20 protein-coding genes and 1 pseudogene are annotated in these 19684 nt (G+C 75.4%); 7 read left to right on the plus strand and 14 right to left on the minus strand.

Going from position 1 to position 19684, the window contains the following annotated elements; genetic code table 11:
• The first annotated feature begins 50 nt into the window (after positions 1–50).
• Complete coding sequence (locus ACFCZN_RS16150; RefSeq protein ID WP_429764051.1) at positions 51–638, plus strand: TetR/AcrR family transcriptional regulator; 588 nt, start codon at positions 51–53, stop codon at positions 636–638.
• 31 nt (positions 639–669) lie between these two features.
• Here the strand turns inward: ACFCZN_RS16150 and ACFCZN_RS16155 are convergent, their stop codons facing one another.
• From ACFCZN_RS16155 to ACFCZN_RS16165, 3 genes are all read right to left on the minus strand, one after another.
• Complete coding sequence (locus ACFCZN_RS16155; RefSeq protein WP_429764052.1) at positions 670–2286, minus strand: UxaA family hydrolase; 1617 nt, start codon at positions 2284–2286, stop codon at positions 670–672.
• Complete coding sequence (locus ACFCZN_RS16160) at positions 2283–3317, minus strand: LacI family DNA-binding transcriptional regulator (protein WP_430557421.1); 1035 nt, start codon at positions 3315–3317, stop codon at positions 2283–2285. The genes ACFCZN_RS16155 and ACFCZN_RS16160 overlap by 4 nt, the downstream gene beginning before the upstream one ends.
• A 104-nt stretch (positions 3318–3421) precedes the next feature.
• Positions 3422–4132, minus strand: a complete 711-nt coding sequence (locus ACFCZN_RS16165; protein ID WP_430557422.1) for a rhamnogalacturonan acetylesterase — start codon at positions 4130–4132, stop codon at positions 3422–3424.
• 172 nt (positions 4133–4304) lie between these two features.
• Between ACFCZN_RS16165 and ACFCZN_RS16170 the strand changes: the two genes are divergently transcribed.
• Genes ACFCZN_RS16170 through pntB form a run of 3 tightly spaced genes read left to right on the plus strand, consistent with a single transcriptional unit; the run spans position 4305 to position 7746 of the window.
• Complete coding sequence (locus ACFCZN_RS16170) at positions 4305–4751, plus strand: pyridoxamine 5'-phosphate oxidase family protein (RefSeq protein WP_430557423.1); 447 nt, start codon at positions 4305–4307, stop codon at positions 4749–4751.
• 11 nt (positions 4752–4762) lie between these two features.
• The gene (locus tag ACFCZN_RS16175) at positions 4763–6328 is read left to right on the plus strand and encodes a Re/Si-specific NAD(P)(+) transhydrogenase subunit alpha (protein ID WP_430557424.1); all 1566 of its coding nucleotides are present in this window, start codon (positions 4763–4765) and stop codon (positions 6326–6328) included.
• The gene (gene pntB / locus ACFCZN_RS16180; protein WP_430557425.1) at positions 6325–7746 is read left to right on the plus strand and encodes a Re/Si-specific NAD(P)(+) transhydrogenase subunit beta; all 1422 of its coding nucleotides are present in this window, start codon (positions 6325–6327) and stop codon (positions 7744–7746) included. The genes ACFCZN_RS16175 and pntB overlap by 4 nt, the downstream gene beginning before the upstream one ends.
• 21 nt (positions 7747–7767) lie before the next feature.
• Here pntB and mqo read toward each other — a convergent pair.
• From mqo to eis, 6 genes and pseudogenes are all read right to left on the minus strand, one after another.
• Positions 7768–9327, minus strand: a pseudogene (gene mqo / locus ACFCZN_RS16185) (malate dehydrogenase (quinone)); the annotation flags it as partial.
• A 109-nt stretch (positions 9328–9436) separates the two neighbouring features.
• Positions 9437–10138: a maleylpyruvate isomerase family mycothiol-dependent enzyme gene (locus ACFCZN_RS16190; protein ID WP_430557426.1), complete on the minus strand. Its 702-nt coding sequence runs from the start codon at positions 10136–10138 to the stop codon at positions 9437–9439.
• The gene (locus tag ACFCZN_RS16195; RefSeq protein WP_429764059.1) at positions 10135–10818 is read right to left on the minus strand and encodes a pyridoxal 5'-phosphate synthase; all 684 of its coding nucleotides are present in this window, start codon (positions 10816–10818) and stop codon (positions 10135–10137) included. Before ACFCZN_RS16195 ends, ACFCZN_RS16190 begins: the two co-directional genes overlap by 4 nt.
• On the minus strand, positions 10815–11408 hold the full coding sequence (locus tag ACFCZN_RS16200) for a TetR/AcrR family transcriptional regulator (RefSeq protein WP_430557427.1): 594 nt from the start codon (positions 11406–11408) through the stop codon (positions 10815–10817). Before ACFCZN_RS16200 ends, ACFCZN_RS16195 begins: the two co-directional genes overlap by 4 nt.
• 19 nt (positions 11409–11427) lie before the next feature.
• Positions 11428–11874 carry a hypothetical protein gene (locus ACFCZN_RS16205; protein ID WP_430557428.1) on the minus strand — a complete coding sequence of 149 codons (447 nt, stop codon included), beginning with the start codon at positions 11872–11874 and terminating at the stop codon, positions 11428–11430.
• Between the two features lie 11 nt (positions 11875–11885).
• Entirely contained in the window at positions 11886–13127 is a 1242-nt protein-coding gene (eis, locus tag ACFCZN_RS16210; protein ID WP_430557429.1) for an enhanced intracellular survival protein Eis, read from the minus strand.
• A gap of 61 nt (positions 13128–13188) precedes the next feature.
• Here eis and ACFCZN_RS16215 point away from each other — a divergent pair, with 61 nt between their 5' ends.
• On the plus strand, positions 13189–14601 hold the full coding sequence (locus ACFCZN_RS16215) for an MFS transporter (RefSeq protein WP_430557430.1): 1413 nt from the start codon (positions 13189–13191) through the stop codon (positions 14599–14601).
• On the opposite strand, the gene ACFCZN_RS16220 is transcribed toward ACFCZN_RS16215, so the two are convergent.
• A complete protein-coding gene (locus ACFCZN_RS16220) occupies positions 14585–15049 on the minus strand; it encodes a GNAT family N-acetyltransferase (protein ID WP_430557431.1) in 465 nt (154 codons plus the stop codon). The genes ACFCZN_RS16215 and ACFCZN_RS16220 overlap by 17 nt on opposite strands.
• A 172-nt stretch (positions 15050–15221) precedes the next feature.
• The gene (locus ACFCZN_RS16225; RefSeq protein ID WP_430557432.1) at positions 15222–15809 is read right to left on the minus strand and encodes an HD domain-containing protein; all 588 of its coding nucleotides are present in this window, start codon (positions 15807–15809) and stop codon (positions 15222–15224) included.
• 91 nt (positions 15810–15900) lie between these two features.
• On the opposite strand from ACFCZN_RS16225, the gene ACFCZN_RS16230 reads away from it, so the two are divergent.
• Complete coding sequence (locus tag ACFCZN_RS16230) at positions 15901–16923, plus strand: epimerase (RefSeq protein WP_430557433.1); 1023 nt, start codon at positions 15901–15903, stop codon at positions 16921–16923.
• 172 nt (positions 16924–17095) lie between these two features.
• Entirely contained in the window at positions 17096–17863 is a 768-nt protein-coding gene (locus ACFCZN_RS16235) for an SDR family NAD(P)-dependent oxidoreductase (RefSeq protein WP_429764067.1), read from the plus strand.
• Positions 17864–17950: 87 nt separating this feature from the next.
• Here ACFCZN_RS16235 and ACFCZN_RS16240 read toward each other — a convergent pair whose 3' ends face one another.
• Genes ACFCZN_RS16240 through ACFCZN_RS16250 form a run of 3 tightly spaced genes read right to left on the minus strand, consistent with a single transcriptional unit; the run spans position 17951 to position 19655 of the window.
• A complete protein-coding gene (locus ACFCZN_RS16240; RefSeq protein ID WP_429764068.1) occupies positions 17951–18451 on the minus strand; it encodes an SRPBCC family protein in 501 nt (166 codons plus the stop codon).
• Complete coding sequence (locus ACFCZN_RS16245) at positions 18448–18825, minus strand: ArsR/SmtB family transcription factor (RefSeq protein ID WP_430557434.1); 378 nt, start codon at positions 18823–18825, stop codon at positions 18448–18450. Before ACFCZN_RS16245 ends, ACFCZN_RS16240 begins: the two co-directional genes overlap by 4 nt.
• A gap of 38 nt (positions 18826–18863) precedes the next feature.
• Positions 18864–19655: a DUF2599 domain-containing protein gene (locus ACFCZN_RS16250; RefSeq protein WP_430557435.1), complete on the minus strand. Its 792-nt coding sequence runs from the start codon at positions 19653–19655 to the stop codon at positions 18864–18866.
• Positions 19656–19684 lie beyond the last annotated feature (29 nt).

The raw sequence follows: 19684 nt of genomic DNA on the forward strand, positions 1-19684 counted from the left end.
GTACGGCGTGTATGTATCTATACATTCACGGTGTCGGTAATCTGTCAACCATGCCGAGGAGAACGAGGGCGGAGAGCGAGGCGACGGCGGCCGCGATCCTCGCCGCCGCGCGCGGGCTGTACGCGGAGCGGGGGTACGCCGCCGTGGCGGTCGAGGAGGTCGCCGCGGCGTGCGGCGTGACGCGGGGCGCCGTGTACCACCACTACGGCAGCCGCGCCGGGCTGTTCGCCGCCGTGCACGCAGACGTGACCGCGGCGGTCGGCGCGGAGATCGAGCGCGCGACCGACGGCCTCGGTGACCTGTGGGAGAGCCTCGAGGCGGGCTGCCGCGCCTTCCTGTCGGCGGTCGTCGCCGACGACGCCCGGCAGGTCGTGCTCGTCGACGGGCCGGCCGTGCTCGGCTGGGCGCGCTGGCGCGAGGACGACGCCGCGAGCTCGGGGCGGTTGCTCGACGAGGTGCTCGGCGAGCTCGCGGACGCCGGACGGGTGCGCGCCGCCGACGTGCCCGCCACGTCCGCCCTGCTTTCCGGAGCCATGAACGAGGCGGCCCTCTGGGTGGCCGCCTCGCCCGACCGCGACCGCGCGCTCGACCAGGCGTGGGCCGTGCTGCGCCGCCTGCTGCGCGGGATCGAGGCCTGAGCCCGGTGGGCCTGCCGGGTTCGGGTGCCCGTCAGGTGACCGCGCCGAGCTGCCAGGGCACGAACTCGTCGGCGCCCAGGTCGAGCTCCTCCGAGACGGTCTGCTCCCCGGACGCGACGGCGAGGATCTTCTCGAACAGCTCCTCGCCCACCTCCTCGACGCTCAGCCCGGTCTCGACGATCCGGCCGGCGTCGAGGTCCATGTCCTCGCTCATGCGGCGGTAGGTGTCGGAGTTCGTCGCGACCTTGATCGACGGCGACGGCTTGCAGCCCAGGACGGAGCCTCGCCCGGTCGTGAAGACGACGACGTTCGCGCCGCCCGCGACGATGCCCGTCACGGACACCGGGTCGTAGCCGGGCGTGTCCATGAAGGTCATGCCGCGCTCGGTGACGGGCTCGGCGTACTCGTGGACGGCGACGAGGTCGGCCGCGCCCGCCTTGGCGACGGCGCCGAGCGACTTCTCGAGGATGGTCGTGAGACCGCCGGCCTTGTTGCCGGGGGACGGGTTGTTGTCGAGCGTGCCGCCGCCGGCCGCCGCGTAGCCCTGCCACCAGTCGAGCCGGTCGAGCAGGCGCTGGCCCACCTCCCGCGACACGGCGCGGCGCAGCAGCAGGTGCTCGGCGCCGAACACCTCGGGCGTCTCGGCGAGGATCGACGTGCCGCCCTGCGCGACGAGCAGGTCGGAGGCGTGGCCGAGCGCGGGGTTGGCCGTGATCCCCGAGAACCCGTCGGAGCCGCCGCAGTTGAGGCCCAGCACGAGCTCGGACGCGGGGGCCTCCTCGCGTCGCAGCGCGTCGATCGCGGGCAGCATCTCGGTGACGGCGGCGACGCCCGCGCGCACGGTGGCGCGGATGCCGCCGGTGTCCTGGATGGTGAGCGTGCGCACGGGCAGGTCGTCGCGCAGCTCCAGGCCGTCGAGCACGGAGGCGGCGGGCAGCATCTCGCAGCCGAGCCCGACGACGAGCAGCCCGGCCATGTTCGCGTGGGACGCGTACCCGCGCAGCGTGCGCAGGGTGACCTGCGCGCCTTCCGACGTCGGGACCAGGCCGCAGCCGGTGTCGTGCGTGAGCGCGACGACGCCGTCGACGTGGGGGTAGGCGTCGAGCACCGGGCCGCGGAACTGGTCCGCGATCATCCGGGCGGTGGACGCCGAGCAGTTCACGGACGTGAGGATGCCGACGTAGTTGCGGGTGCCCCAGCGGCCGTCCGAGCGGCGGTAGCCCTGGAACGTGCGGCGCGTCGTGGGCTCGGGGAGCGTGGTGCGCGCGGTGCCGAACTCGTACTCGCGCGCGCCGTCGTCCATGCCCAGGTTGTGCGTGTGCACGTGGTCGCCCGGCGCGACGTCCCTCGTCGCGCGGCCGATGGACTGCCCGTACTTGCGCACCTCCGTGCCGGCCGCCACGGGGCGGACGGCGAGCTTGTGCCCCCGGGGCAGGGTGGAGCGGGTGGTCGCCTCGGTGCCGTCGGGCAGGCGCACGGTGGTGCCTGCGGGCACCTGGCGCGTCGTGACGGCGACGTCGTCGGCCGGCCGCAGCAGCAGCGCGACGTCGGCGAGGTCGACGACGTCCGGCAGCGGCGGATCGGCCGGCGCGCCCGGCGTGGGGGTCGCCGCGAGCGGCAGCAGCGGGTGGTGCGGGGCGGTGCTCATCGGATCGCGACCTCGGGATCGGTGGAGAGGGGACGGGAGTCGGTGACGGCGGGGGCGGGAGACGCCGGCGCGGTGGACGCGCGCACGACGAGCTCGACGGACAGCCGGCGGTGCTCGGGCTCGGGGGAGTCGCCGGCCAGCAGGTCGACGGCGACCCGTCCGGCCCGGGCCAGCGGGACGGCGACGGTGGTCAGGGCGGGAGTCACGAGCGACGCGGCGGCGACGTCGTCGAACCCGACGACGGACACGTCGGCGGGCGTGGCGACCCCGCGCGCGTGCAGCCGGGCCAGGACGCCGAGGGCGACGAGGTCGTTGAAGCACAGCACCGCCGTGGCGCCGGCGGCGAGCGCGAGGTCCGCGGCCTGGACGCCGCCCCCGTGCGTCGGCCGGAAGCTGCCGAGGTCCAGCACGGCGTCGCCGGTCGTGCCCGTCGAGAGCCTGGCCAGCGCCGTCCGGCGCTCGGCGTCCGACCACGAGGAGCGCGGGCCGCCGGCATAGGCGACGACGTCGTGCCCCAGGGCGCGCAGGTGGTCGAGCGCCTGGCGCACCCCGTCGGCGATGTCGAAGGAGACCGACGGCGCGTCGGGCGCCTCGCGGTTGACCAGGGCGACCGGGCCGTCCGCGGCCGCCAGCAGCGGTCCGAGCCGGTCGGCGGGCAGGCGTGGCGAGCAGAGCACGAGCCCGTCGACCCGGTCGCCGAGCCGGGTGATGACGTCGGGCTCGACGGTGACGTCCTCGTCGGTGTCGGCGACGAGGACCTCGCGACCCGTCTCCCGGGCCCGCGCCTGCACGCCCTTGGCGACAGCCGCGAAGAACGGGTTGGCGAGGTCGGGCACGACCAGCCCGACCGTGCCCGTGCTGCCGGTGGTCAGCGCGCGGGCTGCGGGGTGGGGCCGGTAGCCGAGCGACTCCGCGGCCCGGGCCACCTGGGCGCGGTTGGCCGCCGACACGTGCGGCGCGTCGCTCATCGCGCGCGACGCGGTGGCGAGCGAGACGCCCGCCGCGCGAGCGACGTCGCGGAGCGTGACCACGCGGGCCTCCCGGGGCTGCGTCGGGGTGGACGGTCGGTCGGCTGGAACCGGTTCCAGCCTGTTCCACACCCTACCCGCCGCCCGGGCTGTCGGGAACCCCGAGCTCAGGCGGGCTCGTCGTCGAGCCAGCGGAACCACGCGTCGGGCACGTCCTCGTCCAGCCGCCGTACCTCGTGGCTCCCGAGGACGCCCGCGGTGAGGAGACCGGTCGCGACGAGCCGGGCGACGGCTCCCGCGCCGGGCGGGTTGAAGTGCGTGTCGTCGCGGCGCCCGTCGTCGGCGTGGAAGAAGAGGTGCAGCGTGCGCTCCGGCCCGAGGTCGTGCCACAGCGCGAGCGAGTCGCGCTGGACGTCCACGAGCGGCACGTCCTCGCGCGCGGCGAGGGCGCGCATCGCGTCGGGGTACTCGCCGTGGGCGGGCACGGCCCGGCCCGCGGCGTCGAACCGGCGTCGTTCGACCGACGTCGCGAGCACCGGCTGCGCGCCGGCGGCGCGCGCGACGTCGACGAACCGGGCGAGGTGCTCGGTGTACGACGTCCACGGCTCGGTGTACCGCTCGGGGTCCTCGACCTTCGCGTCGTTGTGGCCGAACTGGATCACCAGGACGTCGCCCGCCCGCAGGTCGCGGGCCACGGCGTCGAGCCGGCCCTGGCCGACGAAGCTGCGCGAGCTGCGGCCGTTGCGCGCGTGGTTGGCGACGGCGACGGCGTCGTCGAGGTAATACGGCAGGGCCATGCCCCAGCCGGTCTCGGGCGCGGCGGCGCGGCTCTTCGGGCCGGCGGTGGAGTCGCCGGCGAGATGGACGGTGCGGGTCATGCGGGTCCTTTCGGAGGGAGCGGACGGCCGGAACCGGGCAAGCGCTTGCCGATCACCCTAGCGGGGGTGCGACACGACGAGATCGCGTGCATCCGCGCACGTCCAGGGCGTAGCGTCGGCGCCGAGCGACCGACACGTGCCACGCACCACCGGAGTATGCGAGGAGTCAGCGATGCCCCGTCCGCCGTTCCCGGCCCCCGTGCTCGACCTGCTGCGCCGTCCCCAGCCCGCCGCGATCGGCGTCGTCCGCCCGGACGGCAGCCCCGTCACCGCGGCGACGTGGTACCTGCTCGAGGAGGACGGTGCGGGCGGCTGGCACGTGCTGGTGAACCTCGACGCGACGCGCAAGCGGGTGCAGCACCTGCGCGCGAACCCGCACGTCAGCCTCACCGTGCTGGACGACGACTGGTACACGCACGCCACCCTGCTCGGCCGCGTCACCGCGTGGCGCGACGACGTCGACCTCGCCGACACCGACCGCATCGCGCGCCACTACACCGGCGACGCGTACGGCGTGCGGGACCGCGCGCGCGTGACCGCCGTGGTCGAGGTCGACCGCTGGACGGCGTGGGGCAGCCTGCGCAGCTCGCTCGGCACCCCGAACGACACGGTCCGCTGAGGGAGGCGGCCGTGCGCATCGGAGCCCCCCGCACCGCCGGGGCGGACCCGCGCCTCGTCGCCGTCACCCCGGACGCGGTGCGGCGCCTCGTCGACCTCGGGCACGACGTCGTCGTGGAGCCCGGGGTCGGGGACGGCGCACGCCTGCCCGCGCACGACTACGTGGCGGCGGGGGCCCGTGTCGCGGACCGCGCCGACGTGTGGGCGGCCGACGTCGTGGTCACGCTGCACGCGCCGGGCCTCGCCGAGCTCGACCTGATGCGGCCGGGCGCGACGCTCGTCGCGCAGCTCGCCCCGCCGACGAGCCCCGACCTGCTGGCGGCGCTCGCCGCCCGCGGCGTGACGGCGCTGGCCCTCGACGCGGTGCCGCGCATCTCGCGCGCGCAGGCCCTGGACGTCCTGTCGGCGCTGTCCAACGTGGCCGGCTACCGCGCGGTGGTCGAGGCGGCCGAGGAGTTCGGCGGCATGTTCACCGGTCAGGTGACGGCCGCGGGCAGCACCCCGCCCGCGCGGGTGTTCGTCATCGGCGCCGGCGTGGCCGGCCTGGCCGCGATCGGCACCGCGGTGAGCCTCGGCGCCGAGGTGCACGCGTTCGACGTGCGGCCCGAGGCGGCCGAGCAGATCGAGTCGCTCGGCGCGCGCGTCGTGCGGGCCGACGACGCCGTCCAGCAGGTCAGCGCCGACGGGTACGCGAGCGCGCAGAGCGCCGACCAGGAGGCCGCGGCCCTGCGCGCGTACGCGGAGCAGTCCGCGCGGGCGGACGTCGTCGTCACGACCGCCCTCGTGCGCGGCGCGGCGCCCACCACGATCACCCGCGCGATGCTCGACGCGATGCGACCCGGCTCGGTGGTCGTGGACCTCGCCGCGCCCGGTGGCGGCAACTGCGAGGCCACGGTGCCGGGAGAGCGGGTGGTCACCGGCCGCGGGGTCGTCGTGCTCGGCTACACGGACCTGGCCGCGCGGCTGCCGCAGCACAGCTCGCGGCTGCTCGGCACGGTCGTCGTCAACCTGATCACGCTGCTCACGCCGGGGAAGGACGGCCGGGTGGTGCTCGACCTCGACGACCCGGTGGTCCGCGGCATGACGGTGACCCATGAGGGCGCGGTGACGTGGCCGCCCCCGCCCGTCGCGGTGTCCGCGGCGCCGCCACCGGCCCCGGCGCCCCCGCCGCCCGAGGCTGCTGCCGCCGACCCCGGGGCCGAGCGCCGTCGCCGCGGGATGCGCCGCACGGTGCTGGGCGCGCTCGGCGCCGTGGCCGCCGGCCTGCTGATCGCCGCCTCGCCGCCGGACGCCGTCGGGCACTACACGGTGTTCGCGCTCGCGGTGGTGGTGGGCTTCTACGTGATCTCGAACGTCACGCACGCGCTGCACACGCCGCTCATGGCCCAGACCAACGCCATCAGCGGCATCATCATGGTCGGCGCGCTGCTGCAGATCGGCGACCCGTCGCCGCTCGTCACGACGCTCGCCGTCGTGGCCGCCGCGCTCGCGAGCGTCAACGTGTTCGGCGGGTTCCTCGTGACCCGCAGGATGCTGGGCATGTTCCGTCCTGAGACCCCGGGCGGGGAGGCGTCATGACGGTGACGTCGGTCGCGCAGGCCGCGTACGTGATCGCGGGGCTGCTGTTCGTGCTGTCCTTGGCGGGGCTGTCCGCGCAGGAGTCCGCACGGCGCGGCACGGTGCTCGGGATGCTCGGCATGGGGCTGGCGATCGCCGCGACGATCGCGCTGGCGCTCGACCGGTCGCAGCGCCCGTGGCCCGTGACGGCGGGGCTGATCCTGCTGGTGCTGGTCGTGGGCGCGGCGGTGGGGTCGTGGCGGGCGCGGCGCGTCGAGATGACGCAGATGCCGGAGCTCATCGCCCTGCTGCACTCGTTCGTGGGGCTCTCGGCGGTGCTGGTGGGCTACGGCTCATTCCTCGCGGAGCCGGTGGGTGCCGCGGCGGCGGGCGGCGACACCGTGCACCGCGTCGAGGTGTTCCTCGGCGTGCTCATCGGCGCGGTGACGTTCACGGGCTCGGTCGTGGCGTTCGGCAAGCTCTCCGGGCGGCTGCCCTCGGCGCCGCTCACGCTGCCCGGCCGGCACGCGCTCAACCTGCTGGCGCTCGTCGCGTCCGCCGGTCTGCTGGCCTGGTTCGTCACCGCGGACGACGTCGGGGCCGCGGTCCTGCCGCTGGTGCTCATGACGCTCGTCGCGCTGGCGCTCGGCTGGCACCTCGTCGCCGCGATCGGCGGCGGGGACATGCCGGTCGTCGTGTCGATGCTCAACTCGTACTCCGGCTGGGCCGCTGCGGCGGCGGGCTTCACGCTCGGCAACGACCTGCTCATCATCACGGGTGCCCTGGTCGGGGCGTCCGGCGCGATCCTCAGCTACCTCATGTGCCAGGCGATGAACCGGTCGTTCTGGTCCGTCGTGCTCGGCGGCTTCGGCGCGGGGGCGACCGGTGGCCCCGGCGGCGGCACGCAGGAGGCGGGGGAGGTGCGCGAGACGTCGCCGGACGAGGTGGCGGGACTACTCACCGCGGCGCGCTCGGTCGTCGTCGTGCCCGGGTACGGCATGGCGGTGGCGAAGGCGCAGCACCCGGTGGCGGACCTCGCCGAGCGGCTGCGGGCGCGCGGCGTGACCGTGCGGTTCGGCGTGCACCCCGTGGCGGGGCGGCTGCCGGGCCACATGAACGTGCTGCTGGCCGAGGCGCGCGTGCCCTACGACCTGGTGCTCGAGATGGACGAGGTCAACCCCGACCTGCCCGGCACGGACGTCGTGCTCGTCATCGGTGCGAACGACACGGTGAACCCGGCGGCGCAGGACGACCCGTCGTCACCCATCGCGGGCATGCCCGTCATCGAGGCGTGGAAGGCGCGCGACGTCGTGGTGTTCAAGCGGTCTCTCGCCACCGGCTACGCGGGCGTGCAGAACCCGCTGTTCTTCCGCGAGAACACCCGGATGCTCTTCGGCGACGCCAGGGAGCAGGTGGACAAGATCGTCCAGGCTCTCTGACGCCGCCGAGGAGGGTCGAGCTCAGAAGCGGGAGTCCGCCTGCGACTCGTAGACCGCGGCGTCCAGGACGCCGTCGGCGTGCAGGTACGACGGCGAGTCGGGGACCGGCGTCGCGTCGATCGTGCTGGCGTCGGCGGGCACGCCGTCCAGGCTGGGCATGACCGAGGCGAGCTCGGGACGCCACTTGGTGAACCGGAACGGGAAGCACCGCTCGAGCAGGTCGACCATCGCGGAGGCCGCGGTCGAGGCGCCCGGCGAGGCGCCCAGCAGGCCGGCGATGGAGCCCTCGGCTCCCGTGACGATCTCGGTGCCGAACTGCAGCACGCCCTTGCCGTCGGCGTCGCGCTTGATGACCTGCACGCGCTGCCCGGCCGTCAGCTTCTCCCAGTCCTTGGGGTGGGCGGTCGGCATGAACTGCTGCAGCGCCTGGAACTTGGTCTCGGGCGCGGCCATGAGCTGGCCGACGAGGTACTGCGTGAGGTCGAGGTTCTTGAGGCCCGCACCGAGCATCGACGTGACGTTGTTGGCGCGCAGCGACGTGATCAGGCCCAGGTACTTGCCCTTCTTGAGGTACTTGGGGCTGAAGCCGGCGTAGGGGCCGAACATGAGGTACGTCTTGCCGTCGACCACGCGGGTGTCGAGGTGCGGCACGGACATCGGCGGGGCGCCGACGTCGGCCTTGCCGTACACCTTGGCCTGGTGCTGGGCGACGAGCTCCGGGTTGTCGGTGCGCAGGAACTCGCCCGAGATCGGGAAACCGCCGAAGCCCTTGATCTCGGGGATGCCGGCCGACTGGAGCAGGGGGAGCGCGCCACCGCCGGCGCCGACGAAGACGAACTTCGCGGTGACGGTGCTGGTGCGGTTCCGCGCGTTCCACGAGCGGTCCTTGACGCGCAGGCGCCAGCGGCCGTCCTTGGTGCGCTTGAGGCTCTTGACCTCGTGCTGCAGCTTGAGCTCGGCCCCGTTCGCGACGAGCCCGTCCACGAGCTGGCGCGTGAGGTTGCCGAAGTCGACGTCGGTGCCCGACGTCGCGCGGGTCGCGGCGATCGGCTCGTCGGCGTCGCGCTCGGTGGTCAGGAGCGGCGCCCAGCGGCCGACGGTCGCGCGGTCGGTGCTGTACTCGAGGTCGCGGAAGAGGGGGTGCACGCGCAGGGTCTCGTACCGGCGGCGCAGGTAGTCCACGTTCTTCTCGCCGCGCACGAACGTCATGTGCGGGGTGTTGCTGAGGAACGAGTCGTCCTTGAGACGGCCGGTGGCGAGCAGGTGCTGCCAGAGCTCGCGCGAGATCTCGAACTGCTCGTTGATCGCCACCGCCTTGGTGATGTCGATCGAGCCGTCCTTGCGCTCGGGCGTGTAGTTGAGCTCGCAGAGCGCGGCGTGCCCGGTGCCCGCGTTGTTCCACGGGTTCGAGGACTCCTGCGCCACGTCGTCCAGGCGCTCGTAGATCCGGATGGACCACGACGGCTCGAGCTGCTGGAGCAGCGTGCCGAGCGTGGCGCTCATGATTCCGCCGCCGATGAGGACGACGTCGACGTCGGCCCCTGTGGGGGCCCCAGCAGTCGTAGCACTCGAAGTCACCGGCTCACCATACGCCGCGCGTGAAAACTGTCACAAAGAATGAGAGCAACCTCACACGGGCCCCTGACCTGCAGTGACGTGGGTCACATCGACCGCTGGGCGCCGCCGCAGGTCAGGGCTTCGGCGCCGCCGACGACGGCCACGGGCCAAGCGCGGGCCGCGGCACGGCGACGCCGTCCCGGAGCGCCGAGACGGGCCGCTCGGGCGTGCGCCCGGCGAGCCATGCGGCGACGTCGCGCGCGTCACCGACGAGCTCGAGCCCACCGCCGTCCGCCGGGAGCCGCACCGCGAGGAACTCCCGCAGGTGCGCGCAGAACGCGTCGTCCCACGTGTCGTACCCGAGGGCGCGGTCGCCGAGGCCGGCGGTCGCGTCGACGGAGTGGATGCGCGCCTCGCGCCACCAGGCGAGCAGGGCGTCAGTCAGCACCCCGTCGCGGTAGGCGACCCGCGCGGACCAGAGGGCGTCGCCCGGCGCGGGCCATGCCGCGGCGAGACGGGCGCGCGAGGCCTCGAGCGCCGCCGCGTGCTCGGTCGCCGTGCGGCCCGCGCCCGCCTCGATGGCGGCGTCGCGGCCGGCCTGTCCGCCGTCGTAGGGCGCGATCTTCTCGCCGCGCGCGGCGTGCTCCGCCTGCCGGGCGAGCGCGGCGCCGACGTTCGCCACGTGCGAGAGCACGTGGCCGCGGCTCCACCCGTCCAGCGGCGACGGGTCGGCGCCCGCGCCCTCGGGCAGGGTGCGGACGACGTCGATCAGGGCGGCGAGCGCGGCGTCGGCGTCGGCCAGGGCGTGCGCGAGGGCGGTGTCAGGGGTCGTCACGGCCACAACAGCTCCTTGGTCCAGGTGGGGTCGTTCTCCGTCGTGCTCGGGTCGGTGCGGTAGCGGAGGCGGGACTGGCCCTTGTCGTCGCTCGCCGCCCAGAACTCCACGGTGGCGGGGGCGAGCACCCAGGCGGTCCAGGAGGGGGCGACGACGGCCGGGTCCTCGCGGGTGTCCCCGAGGCGGCGGGCGAAGGCGTCCCAGTACTCCTGGCGGGAGCCCAGCGGCTCGCTCTGGTGGCCGACGAGCCCGGCCGCGCGCGAGCCGTCCGGGCGGGCGTGGAAGTCCGCCGCTCCTGCCTCGGGGCCGGCGGAGGCGGCGTGTCCGGTGACGCGGACCTGCCGGCCGAGCTCGCGCCAGAACACCGTGAGCGCCGCGTGCGCGTTCTCGGCCAGGTCGCGGCCCTTGGGGCTGGTCGCATGGCCGGCGAACCACCAGCCGTCGGCGGTGACGTCCTTGATCACGAGGGTGCGCGCGTGCACGTGGCCCTCGGCGTCCGCCGTCGACAGGGTCGCCGCGTGCGGGGCGCCGACACCCGCGGCGAGCGCGTCGTCGAACCACTGCGCGAAGAGCTCCTGCGGCGTGGCGGGGGCGGTGGCGAGGTCGTCCAGGTCGACGCCGAACGGCGGCAGCCCGGGCGGGAAGGTCGGCAGGGCGCGCAGGCGCTCGCGGAAGGTCACATGGTCTCCTGGGTGGGGTCGGTGTGCCGGTCGTCGGGAAGGTCGGTCAGGAGCGTCACGAAGCCGCGCACGGCGGCCTGCATCGCGTCGGGGTCGCCGGTGGCGCGGGCGAGCACGTAGCCGCCCTGCACGATCGCGACGGCGGCGTGCGCGCGGTCGCGGGCGGCGTCGTCGGCCAGGCCCGCCTCGCGCAGGGTCGTGGCGACGACGTCGAGCAGGCGGACGAAGTAGGCGGTGACGACGTCGCGCAGGCCGTCGTCGTCCATGACGGCCTGGTCGCTGGTGAGACGGCCGACCTTGCAGCCGGCCAGGGCGTCGCGGGGGCGCTCGACGTAGGCGACGACGCGGTCGAGGGCCGGCGCCGTGCCCTCGAGGTCGCGGCGCGCCGCGGTGAGCGCGCTCTCGACGGTGGCGCCGACGGCGGCTGCGGCGAGGTCGTGCTTCGTCGGGAAGTGGTGGTACAGGCTGCCCTGCCCCACGCCGCTGGCTGCCAGGACCTGGCGGGGGCTGGTGGCGCCCACGCCCTGGGCGGCGAACATCTCCTGCGCGGCGGCGACGAGGCGGTCGCGCGCATCGGTCGACGTGCTCATGCGGTCACCATACCTACCTCTAGGTATGGCGGCTAGTCCTCGCGCGCCCGCGCCGGGAGAAGGCGCGCACGAGGGCGACGCCCGCCGTCCCGCCGACGGCGGCGCCCACCGCGGACCAGAGCAGGGCCGTCGGGGAGAAGGCAGGGTCGAGCACCGGGGCGAGGGCGGGCCACCGCTCGGCGAGCGCCCCGGGCAGCGGGGTCAGCCCCAGCAGCTCGACCGCCGCGCAGAGACCGAACCCGGTCAGGCCCGCCGCGAGCGGGTGCATCCCGGGGCGGACGACCAGGACGAGGACGGCGACGAGGGCCGCGGCCAGCACGCCGCCGAGCGCGTCGCCGACCGGGTCCGGGAGCCGGTGCTCGGCCAGCCGCCCGATGCGCGCGACGACGACCGCCAGCAGGAGCAGTGCGAGCCGGGGTGCGAGCGCGCGGGCCACGGTGGCGGAGGCGGGAGCGCGGCCGGGCACGGCAGAGCGCCTCAGAAGTAGTCGCGCACGTGCACCTGGCGACCGCCCCACAGGGCGTCCCAGAGGGCGTCGTGCGCGTCGGGTCCCGAGACGCCGCCCGCGAGCCGGGCGTTCGCCGTCGACTGCGCGCCCGCCCACGTCGCGGCCAGCCCGGCGGACGTGAACGTCAGGCGGTCGCCGGCGGTCGCGGCGTCGTCCGGCGAGACGCGCACCGCGCCGTCGGCCGCCTCGAGGGTCCACGCGCCCTCGAGGTCCGGCGTCCGCGGGTCGACGACGGCGAACGGGACGCGGGCCGACACCGGGGCCACGCGGGAGGCGCCGAGCGCGCCGGGCACGTCGAGCATGCGCAGCATGTACGGGCGCGGCGCGGAGGTGGCCGCGTGGTCGGGCAGCACGAGACGTGACACGTCGATGCCGGACCAGCCGCCCGACGTGCAGACCTGCACCCCGCCCGCGACCGACGCGAACGAGGCGAGCACACGCCACAGGACGCGGGCAGCGTCGGGGACGAGCGCGACGAGGTCGTCGACCTCGATGGTGTTGGTGCGGTCGTAGCCCTGACCGCGCGACCAGCTCGCGAAGCCCAGCACCTCCTCGTCCGCCCCCGCGCCGCGCACCGCGAGGCTGACGCCGGTGTACTCGGCGTCGGGCCCGACCATCTCGTCGGCCTCCATGGTGAACGGCGTCTCGCCGCGCGAGAGCGGCCCGTTCTGCGCGGACGCCCACTGCTCGTACACCCGCCGGACGGCGGGGACGTCGGCGGCGGTGGCGCGCCGGGCACGCACGCCCTCGGCGGGCCGGGGCACGGCCGCGAGCGCCGCCATCGGGATCTGCACGTCCTCGAAGGCGCCGACCACCTCGTAGCCCAGCCCGCGGTAGATGCCCGCCGACGACGGGTAGAGCGTCGAGACGACGTCGCCGAGCGCGCGGGCCTCGGCGAGCGCGGCCTCCATCAGCGGGCGGAGCAGCCCGGAGCCCCGGTGCTCCGCGGCGACGGTGACGCCCGCGAAGCCTGCGGTGGGCAGCCGGGCGCCGTGGAACCACGACGTGAACGACCGGACGCCCAGCCCGGCGACGACCTCTCCCGCGTCCGTCGCGACCCAGGGCCGGATGTTCGGCAGGGGCCAGGCCGCCGGGTCGGGGTCGGGTGCGGGCGTGGACGGGACGCCGAACGCCTCGGCGCCGAGGCGCCGCGAGGCGGGGACGTCGGTGATGGCGGTGCGCCGGAACTCTGGTCTCGCGTCGCTGCTCACGTCGGTGACGGTAGCGCGCCGCAGCGGGCGCGTCACCGGCATTGCGCCGTACCGTGATCCGGTGAGCACACCGTCCGTGCCCGACGCGACGCAGGCGCGGCTGCGCAGCCGCGTCCTGGTGGTCGCGATCCTGGCCTCGTTCGTGTCGTTCCTCGACGGCACGGTCGTGAACGTGGCCCTGCCCGCCATCGGCGACGAGCTCGGCGGCTCGGGGGAGGCGCGGCTCAGCCTGCAGCAGTGGGTGGTGGACGGCTACCTCGTCACGCTCGGTTCGCTCATCCTGCTCGCGGGGTCCCTGTCGGACCTGTACGGGCGGCGCCGGGTGCTCGTCGCGGGGCTGGTGGGGTTCGCCGCGGCGTCGGTGCTGTGCGCGCTCGCGCCGACCGGCCCGGTCCTCGTGGGCGCCCGCCTGCTGCAGGGGGTGGCCGGGGCGCTGCTGGTGCCGAGCTCGCTGGCGCTCATCATCTCGACGTTCGAGGGTGAGGCGCAGGGCCGCGCCATCGGACGATGGACGGCGTGGACCGGGACGGCGATGATCGTGGGCCCGTTCGTCGGCGGCGGCCTGGTCGACCTGTTGTCCTGGCGCTGGGTGTTCTGGATCAACCTGCCGGTCGTCGTCGTCACGCTGGTGCTGCTGCGGCCCGTGCCCGAAGTGCACCAGACCACCGGGCGCCGGCTCGACGTGCCGGGCGCCGTGCTCGCCGCGACCGGCCTCGCGGCGGGCGTGTACGGGCTCATCGAGCGGACGTGGGCCGCCGTCGCCGTCGGCGCGGTGCTCCTGGTCGCGTTCGTGGTCTACGAGCGGCGGGCGCGCGACCCGATGATGCCGCCCCGCCTGTTCGCCGCGCGCAACTTCGCGTGGGGCAACGTCGCGACGTTCGCCGTCTACGGGGCGCTCTCGCTCGGCGGGTTCGTGCTCGGCCTGTTCCTGCAGCAGGTGGCGGGCTACTCGGCCACCGCCGCCGGGGTCGCGCAGCTGCCGTCGACCCTCGCGATGCTCGCGCTGTCGACGCGCTTCGGCACCCTCGCCGCCCGGTACGGGGCTCGGTGGTTCATGACGATCGGGCCGGTGGTCGCGGGCGCCGGCTACCTGCTGCTCCTCACGATGGACGCGAGCGCGCACTTCGTCACGCAGGTGCTGCCGGGGCTGCTCGTGTTCGGCCTGGGCCTGTCCATCACGGTCGCTCCGCTGACGGCGGCGATCCTCGGGGCGGCGCCGCCCGCGGACGCCGGCATCGCCTCCGCGGTGAACAACGCCGTCTCGCGCGTGGCCGGGCTGCTGACCGTCGCGTTCGCCGGCGTCATCCTCGGCGGGGTGCTCGACGTCGCGTCGTTCCACCGCGCGCTGCTGGTCACCGCGGGGCTGCTCGTGCTCGGCGGCCTGGTGAGCATGGTCGGCATCCGGGACGTGCGCCGCCCGGCGGCGTCCGGCGCGGCGGACGCCGCCGGTCCCGACGTCACAGGGGCAGCTTGAAGCCCTCGTGCGACTGCGCGTAGCCGAGCGACCGGTAGAACCGGTGTGCGTCCGGGCGCTGCTTGTCCGACGTGAGCTGGGCCAGGACGCAGCCGCGCTCGCGGCCACGCTCGTGGGCGTGCGCCATGAGCGCCCGGCCGAGGCCCTGACCACGCAGCGCGGCGTCGACGCGCACCGCCTCGACGAGGAGCCGCGTCGCGCCGTTGCGCGAGATGCCGGGCACGAACGTCAGCTGCATGCAGCCCACCACCGCGCCGTCCAGCTCGGCGACGACCAGCTCGTCGTTCGGGCTGGCGTCGACCGCCTCGAATCCCGCGACGTGCGCGGGGCCGAACATGCCGGTCCGGGCGGCGGCGACGGCGTCGTCGGCGATGAGCTCGACGACGCGCGGCAGGTCGTCGCGGGTCGCGAGGCGGAAGGTGACGGCGGGGGCGGGGGAGTCGGGCACGCCCGGACGCTAGCAGGCGGCGCCAGCCTCGCCCGCCGCCGGGTCACGACCGACGACGGCGCACGCCTCGACGTCGACGGCCTCGACGGTGGGGCGGAGGACGTCGCGCAGCGCTGGTGATCGCGGGTGCCGGCGTCCGGACGGTGAGGTCGCGGCGGGCGCCCGGCGGCGCTCAGCGCACCCGGTCGGCCCCGCCCGCGGCGACGTAGGCGGCCACGACCGACGCGGGCTTGCGCGCGGCCTGGTCCCGGAGGCAGGCGCTGAACGTGTCGCGGAAGTCGAGTCGCGGCCAGCGGGCCTCCAGGTCGGCGCGGAGCGTCGTGTGCCAGTGCTCGAGGCCGCGGCCGCTGACGTCGGCGCCGGTGGACCGGGCGAGCAGGTACCCCTCCGGGCGCTCGTCCGCCGGGACGTCGTCGTCGTCGAGCATGTGGTCGACGACCGCGCGCGCCACCCGGTCGCGACGGTCGACCGACCAGCCCGCGCCCGCGGCGACCGCCCACGCCACGTTCCCGCCCGCGACCTCGAACGGTTCGGCGTGCGCGTCGAAGCCGGCGGTCAGGCCGGTGTCGTGCAGGAGACCCGCGACGGCGAGCACCTCGTCGTCGAGGGGGAGGGCCAGCCGCCGCCCGAGGTCGGCCGCCAGCAGGGTGGAGCGCACGGCGTGGTGCACGAGCGCCGCGGGGGAGGAGCGCACGAGCACGTCGAACGCCGCGCGGACGGGCACGGATGGGGGCAGCCCGTCGGGCAGCGCGTCGGTCATGGCACGGACGGTAGCGCGTCGGCGTCCCCGGACGTTCTGCCGCGGGCGGAAGGCGGGGGCGGGCGGCGTCGGGGTGCGCCAGGGTGGGGCCATGAGGCTCCTGGTGCTGGGTGGTTCGGTGTTCCTGTCGAGGGCGGTCGCGGCGGACGCCGCGGCGCGCGGGCACGAGGTGGTGGCCGCGAACCGCGGCCGGTCGGGGACGGTGCCGGAGGGCGTGCGGCATGTGCCGCTGGACCGCGCGGACCCGTTCCGGGAGGACCTCGCGGCGGAGGGGTTCGACGCCGTCGTGGACGTGTCGCGCACCCCGTCGCACGTGCGACGCGCGGTCGCGGCGCTGCCCGATGCGCACTGGGTGTTCGTCTCGACGGTCAACGTGTACGCGGACGACGCCGATCCGGGCGGTCCCGGCGTCGGGCGGCTGCGCGAGCCTCAGCCGGACGACGTCGACGGGGCGGGGGACCCGGAGGCCTACGGCGCGATGAAGGTCGCGTGCGAGAACGCCGTCCGCGACGGCGCGGCCACCGCCGTCGTCGTGCGCCCCGGCCTCATCGTGGGCCCGGGCGACCCGAGCGGACGGTTCGCGTACTGGCCGGCGCGCCTGGGTCGGGTGCCGGCTGGCGCCGCCGACGTGCTGTCGCCGGGCGACCCCGCGGACCCCGTGCAGGTGATCGACGTGCGTGACCTCGCAGCCTGGGTGGTGGACCTGGCCGAGCGCCGCGCCGAGGGGACCTTCGACGCCGTCGGGCCGGTGACCGCGGTGGGCGACCTGCTCGCCGCGGTGGCGCGCGGTGTCGGCGCCGCGCCGCGCTGGGTGTGGGCGGACGACGCCGCCCTGGAGGCGGCGGGCGTCCGGCCGTGGTCGGGGGAGCGGTCGCTGCCGCTGTGGCTGCCGCGGCCCGAGTACGCGGGGATGCCCGCGCACGACGCCGCGCCCGCGACAGAGGCCGGCCTGGCGCCGCGACCGGTCGAGGAGACGGCGCGCGACACCCTGGCGTGGCTCCGCGCGACGCCCGACGCGCACGTCACCGGGCTGACCGCGGACGAGGAGGCCGGCGTCGTCGCCGACGTCGAGGCCGCCGTGCGCCGGACGGCGCGGAAGGCCTCCGGCGTCTAGTGCGTCACTCTCGGGGGAGAGCGGGCCTCGGCGCCCGGCGCGCGGGCTTACGGTCGAAGGGTCAGCGCCCTTTCCCTCACGAAGGTGACGGGGCGGTCGTTCGTCCCGTCCGGGCCGTCGTCACGCAGACCGCGTCCCTGCCCGTCGGGGCGTGGTGCGAAGGAGTACGGACATGGCGGCAGGCAGCAGTCTCGCGGGTCGGGTGGCGCTCGTGACGGGCGGCGGTTCGGGCATCGGCGAGGCGGTGAGCAAGGAGCTCGCGGCGCACGGCGCCCGGGTCGTGGTGACCGACATCCGGTTGGACGCCGCGCAGCGCGTGGCCGACGAGATCGTCGCCGCCGGCGGCGAGGCCGCGGCGTTCGAGCAGAACACCGCGGTGAAGGAGGACTCCGCCCGGGCCGTCGAGTTCGCGAAGGCCACGTTCGGCGGGCTCAACTATGCCGTGAACAACGCGGGCATCGGCGGCCAGCAGGCGCCGGCGGGGGAGACCGACCTGGACGACTGGGACCGGGTCATCGACATCAACCTCAACGGCGTGCTCTACGGGATGCGGGCGCAGATCCCGGCGATGCTCGAGCGGGGCGCCGGCGAGAGCGCGATCGTCAACATGGCGTCGATCCACGGCACCGTCGCGGCGCTCGGCAACGGCGCCTACACGGCCGCCAAGCACGGCGTCGTCGGCATCACGAAGAACGCCGCCGCCGAGTACGGCCCGCAGGGGCTGCGCATCAACGCGGTCGGCCCGGCGTACATCAAGACGCCGCTGGTCGAGTCGAGCCTTCCCGCCGAGGCCCGCGAGGCGCTCGTCGCCAAGCACCCGCTCGGCCGCCTCGGCGAGCCCGAGGAGGTCGCGCGCGTCGTACGGTTCCTGCTCTCGGACGACGCGTCGTTCGTCACCGGCGCGTACTGGCTGATCGACGGCGGCTACACCGCCGTCTGACCTCACGCCGCGTCGAACAGGCGGTTGCCACCGGTACGGGCCTCGATCCGGTCGCATACCGGTGCAACCGCCTGTTCGGCGTTCGGGTCAGCGGGAGGCGAGGGACGCGGCGAGCTCGTCGACGAGGTCGAAGCCCTCCTGCAGCCCGCCCTCCATGCCGGACTCGACGATCGCGTCGCGGACCTCCTTGCTCGGCGCGCGCGTGACGAGCGTGAGAGTGGTGGCGCCGTCCTCCTCCGTGAAGGTGTAGGTGTTCATGGTCGCCGCGGCGTCGCCGTCGGGCATGCCCTCGAAGACCTCGGTGTGCACCAGGCGCTCCGGCGGGACCACCTCGGTGAACTCGCCGTGGAACGCGACCTCGAAGCCGCCGTCGGCCTCCATCGCGTAGCGGTAGGTGCCGCCGGGGCGCGGGTCGATCTCGATGCTCGTCACGGTGCCCCGCTTGCCGGCCCACCAGCGCGCGATCAGCTCGGGCTCGGTGAACACGCGCCAGACGTCGGCCGCGGGAGCGGCGAACCGGCGCACGACCTGGATGTCGGTGTCGTTCGGCAGCGTCAGGACGGCGGTGCCGGTGGTGGTGCTGGTCATGATCGATCTCCTCGGGGCTCCGGGGGCTGGTCCGGGCGGGTGCCCGGCGGGTCGTCCAGGGTGTCGAGCAGCTCGTCGATGAGCTCGAACCGCTCCTCCCACAGCCGCTCGTACCGGCCGACCCATGCGTGGATCTCCTGCAGGGGCCGGGCGTCCGCGCGGTAGAGGCGACGACGGCCGTCGTCGCGGACCTCGACCAGCCCGACCTCCCGCAGCACCTTGAGGTGCTTGGAGACCACGGGCTGGGCGACGTGGAGCAGCTCGGCGAGCTCGCCGACGCCCCGTTCCTGCTGCGCCAGCGTGTCGAGGATCTCGCGGCGCCGGGGCTCGGCCACCGCGTTGAACGCATCCGTCGTCGTCGCTGCGCGTGCCATGAGCCCAACCTATGCCTATATCGGAATATGTCAAGGGGTCAGGAGGTCGGGTTGCAGCGCGCGGCCATGGTCGCGACCAGCCCGACGTCCGGCCGCCACGGCTCCAGGTTCCACGAGTCCTTGTCCGGCGCGCCGATCGCGTGGCACTCGAGCTGGTCGCGCATCGTCGCGGTGTCGACGTCCGGGTCCGCCGCCACCAGCTCGGCCCAGACCAGGTCCGTGCCGGCCTGCCCGGCCTCGCGCGCCCAGCCCGTCGGCACGACGGCGAGGGACCGGCCGCCCTCGCGGTCGCCCCAGTCCGTGCTCGCGACCGCCGAGGTGCCCAGGGTGGTCGCGGCGTCGCCGGCGTCCTCGTCGTCCGTGCCGCCCGTCGCGCGGACCTCCAGGCGCGAGCCGTCGACCGCCGTCAGCCGAGCGCCCCGCGGGGCGGACAGCCCGCCGATCGCCGTGCCGTCGCTGCGCACCGTGACGCTGCCGTCGACGCGGGTCTCGAACGCGCCGCGCGAGACCAGGGTGATCGTCGGCGGGTCGGCATCGCCGACCGCGGGCCGTTCGAGGGTCACGGTCGCCGTGCCGGCCTGCTCGTCGGGGGTGACGTGCACGCCCGGGTCGTCGGGAGTCGCGCCGGGGACCGACACCTCCAGCGTCACGTCGCCAGCCGTCACCTCGACCCGGAGCGGCTCCTCGGGGGTCGCGGACGGCGCCGCGCTCGTCATCGCGCTCGGCGCCGCGGTCGGCGCGGGCGTCGACGGCGTGCAGGCGGCGAGGGCGAGGAGCGTGACGAGCGCAGGGAGCGCGGGGAGCGCGCGCGACCGGAGGCGGGGCTGCACGGTCCCAGTCTCGGGCACGAGGCCGTCCG

The sequence above is a fragment of the Isoptericola sp. NPDC056134 genome (assembly GCF_042264825.1).
In the GTDB taxonomy this organism is placed as follows: Bacteria; Actinomycetota; Actinomycetes; order Actinomycetales; family Cellulomonadaceae; genus Isoptericola; species Isoptericola nanjingensis.

What these genes read in the sequence shown, in the direction of transcription:
- ACFCZN_RS16150 (WP_429764051.1), top strand. Translation starts at nt 51, where the DNA reads ATGCCGAGGAGAACGAGGGCGGAGAGCGAGGCGACGGCGGCCGCGATC.
- ACFCZN_RS16155 (WP_429764052.1), bottom strand. Translation starts at nt 2,286, where the DNA reads ATGAGCACCGCCCCGCACCACCCGCTGCTGCCGCTCGCGGCGACCCCC.
- ACFCZN_RS16165 (WP_430557422.1), bottom strand. Translation starts at nt 4,132, where the DNA reads ATGACCCGCACCGTCCATCTCGCCGGCGACTCCACCGCCGGCCCGAAG.
- ACFCZN_RS16170 (WP_430557423.1), top strand. Translation starts at nt 4,305, where the DNA reads ATGCCCCGTCCGCCGTTCCCGGCCCCCGTGCTCGACCTGCTGCGCCGT.
- pntB (WP_430557425.1), top strand. Translation starts at nt 6,325, where the DNA reads ATGACGGTGACGTCGGTCGCGCAGGCCGCGTACGTGATCGCGGGGCTG.
- ACFCZN_RS16200 (WP_430557427.1), bottom strand. Translation starts at nt 11,408, where the DNA reads ATGAGCACGTCGACCGATGCGCGCGACCGCCTCGTCGCCGCCGCGCAG.
- ACFCZN_RS16225 (WP_430557432.1), bottom strand. Translation starts at nt 15,809, where the DNA reads ATGACCGACGCGCTGCCCGACGGGCTGCCCCCATCCGTGCCCGTCCGC.
- ACFCZN_RS16230 (WP_430557433.1), top strand. Translation starts at nt 15,901, where the DNA reads ATGAGGCTCCTGGTGCTGGGTGGTTCGGTGTTCCTGTCGAGGGCGGTC.
- ACFCZN_RS16235 (WP_429764067.1), top strand. Translation starts at nt 17,096, where the DNA reads ATGGCGGCAGGCAGCAGTCTCGCGGGTCGGGTGGCGCTCGTGACGGGC.
- ACFCZN_RS16240 (WP_429764068.1), bottom strand. Translation starts at nt 18,451, where the DNA reads ATGACCAGCACCACCACCGGCACCGCCGTCCTGACGCTGCCGAACGAC.
- ACFCZN_RS16245 (WP_430557434.1), bottom strand. Translation starts at nt 18,825, where the DNA reads ATGGCACGCGCAGCGACGACGACGGATGCGTTCAACGCGGTGGCCGAG.